Here is a 12927-nt window from a genome sequence, read left to right as displayed (position 1 = left end):
GTCTCAACTTGGAAAGATGGATCTTCTGCAACCATTTTACCGATAGCAACACCCATTTTCTCATTACCGCCTTTATCTTTAGGCTGTACAGCAATCGAGATTACTGGCGTTGGGAATACCATTGGCTCAAGTGTAACTGGGTGCTTAGGATCACAAAGAGTGTGACCAGTTTGCACGTTTTTCATGCCTACGATTGCAATGATGTCACCAGCTTGTGCGCTAGTTAATTCGTTACGGTCGTCTGCTTGCATCTCAACCATACGGCCAACACGCTCAGTTTTACCAGTAAATGCGTTAAGGATAGTGTCACCCTTGTTAAGCTTACCAGAGTAAATACGTACGAAAGTTAATGCACCGAAACGGTCATCCATGATCTTAAATGCTAACGCTTTGAAAGACTCGTCAGCAGATACGATTGCATGTTCGCCATTTTCGTTACCTTCTTCGTCCATTAGAGGTTGAGGTTCAACTTCTGTTGGAGCCGGTAAGTAATCAACTACTGCGTCAAGAATAAGTTGCATACCTTTGTTTTTGTATGCAGAACCACAGTATGTTGGGAAGAAAGCAAGGTCACGAGTACCTTTACGGATACAACGCTTGATGTCTTCTACAGAAGGTACTTCACCTTCCATGTAAGCTTCCATTAGCTCGTCGTCTTGCTCTACAGCAGTTTCAACAAGAATCTCATGGTACTCTTCAACTTTGTCTACCATATCAGCTGGAATGTCAGTGATTTCGTAGTTTTCAGGTTGGCCAGTCGCATCCCAAACATATGCTTGCTTAGTTAATACGTCAACAACACCTACGAAGTCATCTTCGATACCGATTGGTAAAGTCATTACCAATGGAGTTGCAGCTAGTACGTCTTTAACTTGCTTAACTACGCGGAAGAAATCAGCACCCATACGGTCTAATTTGTTTACGAAAATCACACGTGCAACGCCTGACTCATTCGCATAACGCCAGTTAGTTTCTGATTGTGGTTCAACACCACCAGAGCCACAGAATACACCGATGCCGCCATCTAATACTTTAAGTGAACGGTAAACTTCTACTGTGAAGTCAACGTGTCCAGGAGTATCGATAACGTTAAAACGGTGATCTTTCCAGAAACAGCTTACAGCCGCAGACTGGATAGTAATACCGCGCTCAGCTTCCTGATCCATGAAATCTGTTACTGATGTGCCATCGTGGGTGTCGCCACTTTTGTGGATTTTACCAGTAAGCTTTAGGATACGCTCAGTGGTGGTAGTTTTACCCGCATCTACGTGCGCGAAAATACCAATGTTTCTGTACTTCGATAAATCTGCCATTTAGTTTACTCTTAATAAAGTCGAAAAATTATTCGGCCGGAGTATAACATCACTTAAAGCGAACATCACCATAGAAGTCGCTTAAAATGCAGTCAATTTTATAAAAAAGTTATGCGCGGTTTGAAATCGATATTTTTTTGCGCTCTGAGTTACCAAGCGATTTAGCTTCATAGCTCTTTAGCTGCACGCTATGCGCTTTATTTTATTAACGAATTTTATAGCAACGCTCTGGCCGACCAATACTGCCATAGCTTTGATCTGCTTTAACTTGTTCAGCTTCCAGCATATATTCTAGATATCGCCGCGCAGTAGAACGACTCACTCCCACTAAGTCGCCCATTTGCTGAGCAGTAAACGCGGTGTCTTTATGTTCATTAAATGCCGTTATTATTTTTTTTAAGGTTAACCCGTCAACCCCTTTCGGTAATCGTGCAGGGCCAGCAAGACGCTCTTTAGAGCCAAATAAAGTATCAACCATCGACTGCGTGACCTCCACCGCATCAGACAAGCATTGTTGCCGCGCTTCAAAACGCGCCAGAGCTTGATCTAACCGATTAAGCATCAGTGGCTTTACCAAAAAGTCGCTAGCACCTAACTGCATGGCTTTTTCGAGTATTTCCACTTCCTTTGCAGCGGTAAGCAACATCACTTCGCTTTTAATGTTTAACTGGCGCAAGTCAGTCAATAACTCTAGGCCATTCCCATCGGGTAAATGAATATCAAGTAACACTAAATCTGGTGTGATCGCCTGCAATAACGCTTTGGCCGTGGTTACGTTTCCGGCAATGCCTACCACCTGATATTGTGCTTGCCTTAGGCTTTGCTTCGCGGTGTGCTTTCCTGCCACCCCAGTGGGGAGCAATAAATATTGCGCTAACAACTGCGCAACTTCGACTTCGTCTTCTACAATAACAACTGAGTACGTCATGTGTTTTTACTCTTAATATTTTGGAATATACACGCTGAGGCGCGCACCCAGTAGGTCTGACTCGCCTATTTCTAAGCTTCCGCCGCACGAATCTAAGTTAGTTTTCACTAAATATAAACCTATGCCATGCGCTGCGCCCGACTTAGAACTGTATTGCGGCGTAAATATCACATTATGATCAGGCCCTAAGCCAAAGCCACTATCTTCTACATCAAATAGCAGCGTTTTACTGGTTTCGTCAATTGTCACTCGCACTTGCGCAACGCGGCTATCAGCGGCCCTAATTGCCGCTTCTATCGCGTTATCAATTAAATTACCCAGTATTGATACCACGCGCTCTAAAATATCTTTGCGGCTTATTTCACCTAATAAACTGTCGGGGTTCAGTGTGAGTGCTACATTGAGCTCTCGAGCTTTGTGGTATTTACCCACGAGTAAACCTGCCAGTACAGGATCTTGAATGCGCTCTAATAAGTTATGAATTTGTGCCTGCGAGCCTTGGCTTTCTTGACCAATAATTTCAATTGCTTGCTCGTTTTTACCCATTTGCACTAACGCACCAATTAAGTTGAGCTTATTAGAATAGTCGTGCGTTTGCACTCTTAATAGCTCTGCAAATGCCTGCACTTTGGTTAATTGTTGACTTAAATATTCCAACTCATCAGAGGGACGCATACTAAGTAAAATGCCATCGGCTTGACCTTGTACCTGCAAAGCGAAGCGCGATAAAATAATGCGTTTATTGGCAGCAAACAATTCAAAACCAACGATTTCACGAGTTTGATTACGCAATAAAAATTCGGCGTGCTCAGGGAGTAATTCGGCTAATGTTAATGCTTGATGGGTATACGCGAGCGGTTTATCTAAAATTTCGCACGCCCGTTGATTTAACTTGCGCACATTACCATGCGGGTCAAGTGCAATAATTCCATTACGCACGGTATTTAAAATGGCATTTTGCTCTGCAAACAAGCGCGCAATTTCATCTGGCTGTAAACCAAAAATTGCATTACGTACCCGCTGACCTATATAAATAGCCGCTACAATACTTAAGCCAACTAACACTAAACCCCAAATTAAAATTTCAATACTGCGAGAGCGTATCAAAGGGTCAATTGACTGCACCAAAAAACCAACCGATACCAAGCCGATTATTTCGTTGTCATTTGCATACACCGGCACCTTACCACGTATCGACTCCCCTAAACTGCCACGCGCCAGCGAGATATAACGCTCCCCTTTTAATGCCGCTAGGCTGTCGCCGCCCACCATAGGTTTGCCAATTTTTTGTTCGTCGGGATGCACAATACGTAACCTATTCTCATCACCAATAACAATAAAGTCGGCACCGGTAAGTAGCCTTATCTCTTCAATTTTTTCGTTAATAGCGTGTAAGTCATTTGGCGTTTGCAACGCGGTTATCACATCAACCCGCGAGGCGATACTGCTCGCCACGGCCAGTGCTTTATCGCCAATATGATTATGTAAGCTTTGCGCGGTAAGCTGGTACACCAACGCCCCAAATAATAACGCCTGCAAGACACACAACCCGGTAACCCAAATAATTAACCGCGTTTCTAATCGTTTCGGTTTAGTGACCCTGTTTTGCAGCGGATTTAGTTTGTTGGTGTTTTTCATTATGACCTTAATTACGCCTGCTCTTGCTGTAGTTTAAGCGCGGCTTTATCAGCACGACGTTGGGTTATAAAGTCTTTTAACGGGAATAACAACACTAAAATTGAAATTACAAAAATGCTCAGTGTCAGTGGTCTATCCCATAAAAAGCTTAATGAGCCATCAGAAATCATCATTGCACGACGGAAGTTGCGTTCAATCATGTCACCTAAAATAAAGCCCAGCAGTAAGGGGGCCATAGGAAACGCCAGCAACCGCAGCACTAACGCGACTAAGGCAAATCCCACCATCATAAACAAATCAAAGGTATTAAAAGACACTAAATACACACCAATTAAGCTAAAAAACAAAATCATCACGGTGAGTACCGACTTAGGCATCGCTAATACTTTGGCAAAATAAGGGATCAGCGGTAAGTTTAAAATCAGCAGCACAATATTGCCAAAATACATACTCACTATCACCGCCCAAAACACACTGGGGTTTTCTTGCATTAACATCGGCCCAGGCTGAATACCATACGCAATTAACGCTCCAAGCATAATAGCCGTGGTGCCTGAACCCGGAATACCCAGCGTTAACAAAGGCACAAACGAGCCCGTACAGGCGGCATTATTTGCCGACTCAGGCGCTGCTAAGCCGCGTAGTGATCCCTTACCAAATTTTTCTTTTAACCCTTTTGGCGCTAAATTACGCTCAGTGGCATAAGCCATAAAGCTGGCAATGGTTGCCCCCGCACCGGGTAATACCCCAACAATAAAACCTAAAATAGACGAGCGACCAATCACCGGGGCAATTTCTTTCACCTCGCTGTTAGTTAACTTTGTTGAGCCTATTTGCGGCGTATCGGCATCATTAATGTTTTTGGCATCTTTTTTCTCTGGTTTTACCACGTTAACGAGTGCTTCTGCCAATGCAAAGGTTGCCATCGCCACTAATAAAAAGCTGATACCGTCGAGTAAGTCGGGTTGCCCAAAAGTGAATCTATCGGTCCCCGATGAGGGGTCAATTCCAACTGTGGCAAGCATTAAGCCAAATACCGTCATCATCATCGCTTTTAAAAACTGCCCTTTATTAGAAAAGGCCGCAATGGCGGTTAAGCCTAAAAACATCAGCACCACATAATCTGGCGATTGAAAGCTTAACGACACTTTTGCTAATAACGGCGCAGCAACCATTAATAATATTGCACCAATCGTACCGCCAATAAACGAGGAGTAAGCAGCAATCGCCAATGCTTTACCAGCATGCCCTTGCTTGGCTAATGGGTAGCCATCAAAAGAGGAAGCCACCGTGCCGGCAACGCCCGGGGCATTTATTAAAATAGACGAGGTTGAGCCACCAAAAATAGCCCCATAATACACCCCTGCCATTAAAATCATGCCCGAGTCGGCGCCTATGCTATACGTGATCGGGATCATTAAAGCTATCGCCGTTATTGGCCCTAACCCCGGTAACATTCCAATAAACGTGCCCACAAGGCAGCCGGCAATCACATACATTAAATTATTAAAGTCGAGCACGGTCGACAAGCCCAGCATAATTCCATCAAACATAATTTAACCCCACAAATCGCCCGGCACTAGGTAAATACCTAGCACTTGAGTCATTAAAAACCAAAACACCACCGCCACCGGAATAGACGCAAATAATAAAATTGCTTTGCGTCTTTCGCCCATAACAAAAAAGCCGGCAAGCAAAAATGCACTGGTCGAAATTAAAAAGCCAATCGGCTCTAGCAAGGCGCTGTAAATCACCATCAGCACTAATAAACTTAGGGTACGCAGTACGTGCGATTTTTCGAGTTTGTCTGCTGCGGCTACTTGTTCGCTGGGTTTAAGTAAGCTTGCAGCAATAGCAAGTAAACACACCACAATACCAAATACAGCATACACTTTAGGCAATGTAGCGGATGTCACCGTTTCGTATTCTTCAAACGGTAACAGTGGAATTTGCCATGCAACCACGGCGTATAGAGTAAATAGCGCCAAGAATAAACTTGGCCCTAGTAATTCGCGATTCATCATTTTAAACCTCGATTAACGCAAGGTGCGGATAAAGCCAAGCTCTTCCATCACCACTTTAAGTTGCGCTTCCTGCGCTTCAAGCGACTTAATAAACTGCTCTTTCTCTTGGAATAAATTTAACCAGCCGTTACGCGCTCGCACCGCTTCCCACTCTGGCGTGGCTTGTAATTTACGCAGCTTAGCGGTGTATTCCGCTAGTTTTTCCGCTGGTAAATTGGGCGCGGCAAAAAAACCACGCCAATTTACAAATTCCATATCGTAGCCAAGCGACTTCAGAGTCGGTATTGCTGGGTAATCGGGTAATGGCTCAGCAGAGGTCACTGCTAAAATACGCGCTTGCCCGCCGTTAGCCACTTCAAGGGCCTCGCTTAAACCGGTAGAAAGTAGGTCAACTTCCCCCGACAGTAATCCCGCCTTTGCTTTACCCCCCGCGTCGTATGGAATATAACGTAATCGTCGGCCATCGATACCCGCCGCTTTTACCGCTTGTGCAGCCACTAAGTGATCCATGCTGCCACGCGCGGAGCCCCCCGCCACTTTTACCGAACCAGGATCGGCTTTTATCGATTTAACAACATCTTGCCACGTTTTAAACGGGGAATCGTGGCGCACAACAAAGGCACCATAATCGGCAATCATACTGGCTACTGGGGTTACATCACGATAGCTATAAGGAATACGCCCTGTTAACGCACGCAACACGATGGGCGTAGAGTTAACCATTAAAATGTCGCCCTTTTTAGTCCCCGACTCAATCAAATACGCAATCGCGCGGCCACCCCCGCCACCCGACATATTTTGAAACGAGGCGTTAGCTGCAATCCCCGACTTTACTAAACCTTCGCCCACCCCGCGTGCCGTGGTATCCCAACCGCCACCAGGCCCGCCAGGCACTAAAAAGTGAATATCGGCCAATGCTAATGGGCTACTCAATACTAATGATGCGGCAACAATGGTGGTTTTTAGTGATTTAAATGAGTTAAATAATTTCATGGTGTATCCCCTTAAAATAAATACTGCATACGTGCACTAAAGCCCATACCCGAATCTTCATCGCCAACCAACGCGCGGGTGCCTGGGCCTGCTACATCACTGTAAATAAGGTTGCCCATAAATTTTATATCGCTACTGATATAATAAGAGGCACCTAAGGTGTAAGTGGTTGCTTGCGTACCTTGCAGCTCACTCGTGGCATCCATTTGTGAAACACGTGCGACTAATTCCCATGCATCTTTAATATTTTTCGGTTGCACAAATAACGCTGAACCAGCTTTATAACGACGCTGCTCGCCAGTTAAAAAGTAACTAGCCGATACATGAAAACCATCAAAGCGTTCTCCATCGAGCAAATCTGCACTATTAACCGCATTTAACGCACGGCTGGCGTATTCTGCTTCAAGCGTTAAAGAATTGGCTTGGTAAGCAAACTCCAGCCCGCTTTGCGATAGGCTGTCAAGCGCTGCCGTGACACCGCCCGCAGCGTAATCAACAAGACGAGTATTAGCTTCGCGTACTTCACCCCGCGCAAAACGCGCGCCTAATTCGTTACCGCCCATATCACGGTATGAATGCCAAGCACCTAAATGAATGACTTTGCCCGGTGCAACACTCGACCACGTTATACGCCCCGTTGCCGCCAAGGTTAGCTTATCGTTTTCATCATTACCGGTTGCGCCAAACGCATCGTTTTTATACACACCAACCGCGTAACGCACACCCGAGTCTTTAAAATATTGATAGGCCGAAGCGCCCCAGCGGAAAAATGGCGAAAAGGTATTCGCTAAACTGCTGCGCTCAATAGTATTAATATGCTTTGAACTCGTTAAAGCGTTTAACGAGATATCTTCGCGAATTTTACCCAGCTTAACTTTCAGCCCGTTATCAAACGCATAACGCACTCGCGCCATCACAATTTCAGCAGTGCCTTCGCCAAACTCTAGTAATAACTTGTGATCCCAATTGCCGTGCTCACTCCCCACATAGGTACGAATACGGCGTGGAAAAAAATCGCTGCCGCCTGCCCCCTCATGTTCTGCGTTATAAGCCCCATTAAAGTAGTTGTAGTCAAGCTGTACCCGCCCACCAAACTCTAAATTAAAGCCGCTCGATTTTTTTAATGCGCTCACTTCTTTTTGTAAGGCATCTAATTGCTGTTGTAATTTATCATTATCGTTATCCGCTAACACCGATGTGCTTGCTAATGCGGCAGCTACTGCCAAAGCGAGTTGTGTGTTACTTGCTTTCATTGTTATCTCCACGCTGTGCGTTTCTATTATTGTTAGGTAGATAAGCGACTACAAACTGCTATCTAATGCGCAGCTTATTGTTAACGGTAAATTAACGAAATATTTAGCAGGTAAGGTGCATTGATGATCGTTCCGCACATTTTGTGCATAAAAATCATGCGCAAAATGCACAAAACAAACTGCCGTGGATGCTGTGGACTGACAGGTTATGTTTAATTTTTTAGAACACTTAACAAAAATGCCCGCAATGCTGCGGGCTTTCTATGGCTGCTATTAATCAACGAGTAATTAAAATGTCATTTCGGGTACGTTATCAGGCGTGATTAGACGCCCTTGTGTTTTTTGCTCTATTTCTGCAACACTGACCCCTGGAGCACGCTCTAGTAAATGAAAAGCCCCGTCTTTAATTTCCAGCAACGCCAAATCGGTGATCACTTTATTAATACAACCAACACCAGTAAGCGGCAGGCTACATTCACTGAGTAACTTGGACTCACCGTGCTTATTTGCATGGGTCATAGTACAAATAATATTTTTTGCCCCAGCAACTAAATCCATGGCACCGCCCATGCCTTTTATCAGCTTATTTGGGATCATCCAGCTAGCAATATTGCCATTTTGATCTACTTCAAACGCACCCAGTACGGTTAAATCGACATGGCCGCCGCGGATCATCGCAAAGCTCTCAGCTGAGTTAAAAATAGCAGCGCCGGTGGCAGCCGTCACGGTTTCTTTACCTGCGTTGATCATGTCGGCATCGACCGCATCAGCAGTCGGATACTGTCCCATCCCCAGCAGGCCATTTTCTGACTGCAGCATGACGGCAATGTCACTCGGCACATAGTTAGCTACCAAAGTAGGAATACCAATACCTAGATTTACGTAGTAGCCATCTTGTAATTCCTGCGCCACACGCTTGGCGATTTGCTCTCGTGTTAAAGCCATTAGTTTGCTCCTTATTGCTTTGCTGCTTGGGTAGTGACTTTTTCAATACGCTTTTCAAACACCCCTTTGATCACGCGATCGATATAAATCCCCGGCGTGTGTATTTGGCTAGGCTCTAACTCACCTGGTTCAACAATTTCTTCTACTTCGAGTACGGTAATTTTACCTGCGGTGGCGGCCATTGGATTAAAATTCATCGCAGTATGACGATAAATACAATTACCAAAGCGATCCGCTTTCCACGCTTTTACAATGGCAAAATCCCCTGTAATACTGGGCTCTAATAGATAATCACGGCCATTTATAGTACGCGTTTCTTTACCGTCGGCCACCGGTGTACCAACACCCGTTGCGGTATAAAAAGCGGGAATACCTGCTCCACCCGCACGCATTTTTTCAGCCAGTGTGCCTTGCGGAGTAAGCTCTACATCCAGTTCGCCACTAATTAGTTGCTGCTCAAATAAAGCGTTTTCACCGACATAAGAGGCTACCATTTTACGTATTTGTTTACCTTCAAGTAAGACGCCAAGGCCAAACCCATCGACACCACAATTATTAGATACCACGGTTAAATCGCGGGTGCCTTGGCGTTTAATTTGTGCAATCAGCCCTTCGGGTATACCACATAAGCCAAAACCACCGGCAATGACCGTCATACCATTCTCAAGCCCTGCCATTGCTTCGCTATAACTGCTTACTACTTTATCGAATCCTGCCATTGTTAGCTCCTATTGCGCGGTCCAGCCGCCATCTATTGCTATCGCTTGTGCGGTAATATTACACGCCGCATCAGCCATTAAAAATGTCACGGTATGCAGTATTTCATCTACACCAATAAAGGCTTTTTTCGGCATTGGCGCAAGCATAATGGTATCTATTACTTGTTGCTCTGTTAGACCATGCTCTTTGGCTTGTGCTGCAATCTGCTGCTCCACTAGCGGGGTTTTTACATACGCGGGGCATACGGTATTAATGGTAATATTGGCGTCACCGGTTTCCAGTGCTATGGTTTTACTAAAACCAATTAAACCGTGCTTTGCCGCCACATAGGCCGACTTATATTTAGAAGCCACCATCGCATGAATAGAGCCAATATTGATAATACGGCCAAAATTTTGTTTTCGCATGTTCGGCAATACTGCTTGGGTCATCATAGCGGGACCTACCAGCATTACTTGTTGTAAGAATTGCCATTTATCTGCCGGAAATTCCTCAAGTTTTGCCACATGTTGGATTCCAGCATTGTTAATTAGTACATCTACTGGCTGGGTTAATTGCGAAAAAAAATTTGCGATTGCCTCACTGTCGGCCACATTAAGTGCATATCCTTGTGCATTCCCGCCTTTAGCGACAATCGCCGCTGCGGCATTCTTTGCTTGTTGCTGGTTTAAGTCAGTCAGCATAATATAATGACCAGCTAACGCTAACTGCTCAGCAATATGCAAACCAATGCCACTGGCTGCGCCGGTGATTAATACTGTTTTGCTCATGTAACCTCCTAGTTAGCTAAAAAATCTTGAATTTGCTGTGCCTGAGCTGTAATTGAAAAAATGCCATCTAAATGCCCCCAACTCCCCTGAATTTCAGACAAGGTGACGTTTTTATCCAACGCTTGCAGTGTTGATTGCATCTCGCGCACATTTTCTGGACGCAGTAATAAGTCGTTAGTGGCGGGGAGTAATAAAGTTTTTGCCTGCACTTTTTTCAGTGCGTCACTTACCTTACTCTCACGCCCTGCCGTAAATAATTGTGACGCTCGCACTAAATAAAGTATGTGATTAGCATCTTGGGTTTTTGCTCGTGCTCGAGCACGCGCCATTAAAGTCTGATTTACTTTAGGTAAGGTACGAATGTCTTGCAGCGCTGCGTTATCAAGCACGCTAAAGTCAGGAAAGCTGGCATTGTAACTAAGCGGGTGCATGGCATCTTGAGTAATATTTAACATGGTAGCAGTTAAGCCGTCGAGCGGGCGTGCTTTACCGTAGTAGTTACCTTGTTGCCAATTTTTATCTAAGCGAATTGGCATCGCCCATTTTTCAAGAGCCGACACCGTCCATGCATCCATGCTTGCCGCACCAATGACATGTACTAAGCGCTCGACTTGCTCTGGGTAGCGTACCGCCCATTCCAGCGCCTGAAACGAGCCCATCGAAGCCCCCATTACCGCATGTAATTTATTAATCCCTAAACTATCGAGTAAGCGTTTTTGCACCTCGACAAAGTCGGTAATGGTTACCACCGGAAAGTCTAATCCATACGGTTGGCCAGTAGTTGGGTTAGTTGAAGCTGGGCCTGTGGTAATCACATTAGGATCGTGCCAGTTAGCATTCACTAAGGTGTCTGAGCTGATCACAAAGTATTTATTGGTATCAATCGCTTTACCGGGGCCAATTAACGCATCCCAATAGCCCGGTAATGCATCATCGGCAGTATATTTTCCCGCTGCGTGCGAGGTGCCCGAAAAATAATGGGTGATTAAAATAACGTTATCTTTGGCGTCATTTAAATTGCCGTAACTCTCCCAACCAACATCAACTTGGCTAAGTGTCACGCCCGACACAGTCGTGAAATTTTTAGTGGTAAAATGCTGTTTTTCTACCAGCATAGTGGCCGCATGTTCATTGCTGTAAACCGCAGTGCTAACAATAAACAGCAATACACTCAGCATAAATTTAGTTTTCATTGCGATTCCTTAAAAAGTGATGAATAAGCTAAGCGCAAGTGCAACCCCAACTAATGGGATCACCACTGTCAATGCAGCTAATGGCCAGTAAGCCCGCTGATGGGTTTCTTTACATATAGCGCGTATAGTTGTAACCACATATCCGTTGTGCGGCAAGCTATCTAATGCGCCCGAACTGATGGCCACCACTCGGTGTAATTGCTCAGGGTTAACACCTATCTCTAAATATCCAGGCGCAACCAGTGGCAGTGCAATAGCTTGCCCTCCTGAGGCAGATCCCGTTAATCCGGCTATTACACTCACGGCTACGGCCGCGCCAACTAATTCATTACCCGGCATGTGAGTCATGGCGTCGACTGCCGCAATAAATGCCGGTGACACTTTAGCAACCGCACCAAACCCCACCACCGCAGCAGTATTACCAATGGCCACTAATGCACCGGTGGTGCCCATGTTGATAGCATTTGCCATGTTGTGGAAGTACTTAAAATTGATGATCGCAATGCTTAAAACACCACCGAGTAGCGCCACTATCAACGCTGTTTGTTGTAAACTGTCGTGCAACAGAAATGATAAAATCAACACCACTAATAATGGAATAACTCCGGTAATAGGATGCGGGCGCTCACGTTCTAAAATAACGGGATCGTCGTCTCGGGGATTAAAACGCTCGCCTTTTTCAAGCGCTTTTTTAATCATTTTATTCAGCCAACAATAACCAAATACCGCCATAAATATAGCTACTACTAAACTTACTTCCCAGGCAGCATAGGGAGAGGTACCTAAATACTTAATAGGGATCCAATTTTGAATTTCCGGCGAGCCTGCCGAAGTCATGGTGAAGGTGACCGAGCCGAATGCCAGTGTGGCCGGAATAAAACGCCGTGGTAAATTGGCGTCTTTAAATAAACTCAGTGCCATTGGGTACACTGAAAAAGCGACAATAAACACACTGACACCACCATAGGTTAGTACTGCACAGGCAATCACCACTGCGAGTACGGCATGTTTCATACCGAGCTTACCAACTATATAGCTGGCGACACTGTCAGCTGCCCCTGTATCTTCCATAAACTTACCGAACAATGACCCCAATAAAAACATAAAAAACCAAGCGCTTAGAAACCCAGCAAAGCCATCCATATAAGCG

12 protein-coding genes are annotated in these 12927 nt (G+C 45.1%); all 12 read right to left on the bottom strand.

What is annotated here, in order from left to right:
• Positions 1-1313, bottom strand: a 1313-nt coding sequence (locus ABYB02_RS09175) for an elongation factor G (RefSeq protein ID WP_372762169.1), incomplete at its 3' end; no start/stop codon positions are given.
• A gap of 205 nt (positions 1314-1518) precedes the next feature.
• Complete coding sequence (locus ABYB02_RS09170; RefSeq protein ID WP_372762168.1) at positions 1519-2241, bottom strand: response regulator; 723 nt, start codon at positions 2239-2241, stop codon at positions 1519-1521.
• 12 nt (positions 2242-2253) lie between these two features.
• Positions 2254-3879: an ATP-binding protein gene (locus ABYB02_RS09165; RefSeq protein WP_372762167.1), complete on the bottom strand. Its 1626-nt coding sequence runs from the start codon at positions 3877-3879 to the stop codon at positions 2254-2256.
• An 11-nt stretch (positions 3880-3890) separates the two neighbouring features.
• Positions 3891-5432, bottom strand: coding sequence for a tripartite tricarboxylate transporter permease (locus ABYB02_RS09160; protein ID WP_372762166.1), 1542 nt, complete (start codon positions 5430-5432; stop codon positions 3891-3893).
• Between the two features lie 3 nt (positions 5433-5435).
• On the bottom strand, positions 5436-5903 hold the full coding sequence (locus ABYB02_RS09155; protein ID WP_372762165.1) for a tripartite tricarboxylate transporter TctB family protein: 468 nt from the start codon (positions 5901-5903) through the stop codon (positions 5436-5438).
• 12 nt (positions 5904-5915) lie between these two features.
• On the bottom strand, positions 5916-6896 hold the full coding sequence (locus tag ABYB02_RS09150) for a Bug family tripartite tricarboxylate transporter substrate binding protein (RefSeq protein WP_372762164.1): 981 nt from the start codon (positions 6894-6896) through the stop codon (positions 5916-5918).
• A gap of 11 nt (positions 6897-6907) precedes the next feature.
• Positions 6908-8149 (bottom strand): OprO/OprP family phosphate-selective porin, encoded by a 1242-nt coding sequence (locus tag ABYB02_RS09145; protein ID WP_372762163.1) that lies wholly within the window; start codon positions 8147-8149, stop codon positions 6908-6910.
• A gap of 288 nt (positions 8150-8437) precedes the next feature.
• Positions 8438-9094: a 3-oxoacid CoA-transferase subunit B gene (locus tag ABYB02_RS09140; RefSeq protein ID WP_372762162.1), complete on the bottom strand. Its 657-nt coding sequence runs from the start codon at positions 9092-9094 to the stop codon at positions 8438-8440.
• An 11-nt stretch (positions 9095-9105) separates the two neighbouring features.
• Positions 9106-9813: a CoA transferase subunit A gene (locus ABYB02_RS09135; RefSeq protein ID WP_372762161.1), complete on the bottom strand. Its 708-nt coding sequence runs from the start codon at positions 9811-9813 to the stop codon at positions 9106-9108.
• A 9-nt stretch (positions 9814-9822) separates the two neighbouring features.
• The gene (locus ABYB02_RS09130; RefSeq protein ID WP_372762160.1) at positions 9823-10584 is read right to left on the bottom strand and encodes a 3-hydroxybutyrate dehydrogenase; all 762 of its coding nucleotides are present in this window, start codon (positions 10582-10584) and stop codon (positions 9823-9825) included.
• 8 nt (positions 10585-10592) lie between these two features.
• Positions 10593-11777: a homoserine O-acetyltransferase gene (locus ABYB02_RS09125; protein ID WP_372762159.1), complete on the bottom strand. Its 1185-nt coding sequence runs from the start codon at positions 11775-11777 to the stop codon at positions 10593-10595.
• A 9-nt stretch (positions 11778-11786) separates the two neighbouring features.
• Positions 11787-12927, bottom strand: a 1141-nt coding sequence (locus tag ABYB02_RS09120; protein WP_372762158.1) for a GntP family permease, incomplete at its 5' end; no start/stop codon positions are given.

It is taken from the genome of Pseudoalteromonas sp. (assembly GCF_041613455.1).
In the GTDB taxonomy this organism is placed as follows: domain Bacteria; phylum Pseudomonadota; class Gammaproteobacteria; order Enterobacterales; family Alteromonadaceae; genus Pseudoalteromonas.
The sequence above is the reverse complement of the archived record's forward strand: the minus strand, read 5'-3'. Positions and strand labels throughout refer to the sequence as shown.

Bases quoted from the DNA above. Each gene is read 5' to 3' on its own strand.
- ABYB02_RS09135 (WP_372762161.1), bottom strand. From the start codon at position 9,813: ATGGCAGGATTCGATAAAGTAGTAAGCAGTTATAGCGAAGCAATGGCA.
- ABYB02_RS09125 (WP_372762159.1), bottom strand. From the start codon at position 11,777: ATGAAAACTAAATTTATGCTGAGTGTATTGCTGTTTATTGTTAGCACT.
- ABYB02_RS09160 (WP_372762166.1), bottom strand. From the start codon at position 5,432: ATGTTTGATGGAATTATGCTGGGCTTGTCGACCGTGCTCGACTTTAAT.
- ABYB02_RS09145 (WP_372762163.1), bottom strand. From the start codon at position 8,149: ATGAAAGCAAGTAACACACAACTCGCTTTGGCAGTAGCTGCCGCATTA.
- ABYB02_RS09170 (WP_372762168.1), bottom strand. From the start codon at position 2,241: ATGACGTACTCAGTTGTTATTGTAGAAGACGAAGTCGAAGTTGCGCAG.
- ABYB02_RS09165 (WP_372762167.1), bottom strand. From the start codon at position 3,879: ATGAAAAACACCAACAAACTAAATCCGCTGCAAAACAGGGTCACTAAA.
- ABYB02_RS09140 (WP_372762162.1), bottom strand. From the start codon at position 9,094: ATGGCTTTAACACGAGAGCAAATCGCCAAGCGTGTGGCGCAGGAATTA.
- ABYB02_RS09155 (WP_372762165.1), bottom strand. From the start codon at position 5,903: ATGATGAATCGCGAATTACTAGGGCCAAGTTTATTCTTGGCGCTATTT.
- ABYB02_RS09150 (WP_372762164.1), bottom strand. From the start codon at position 6,896: ATGAAATTATTTAACTCATTTAAATCACTAAAAACCACCATTGTTGCC.
- ABYB02_RS09130 (WP_372762160.1), bottom strand. From the start codon at position 10,584: ATGAGCAAAACAGTATTAATCACCGGCGCAGCCAGTGGCATTGGTTTG.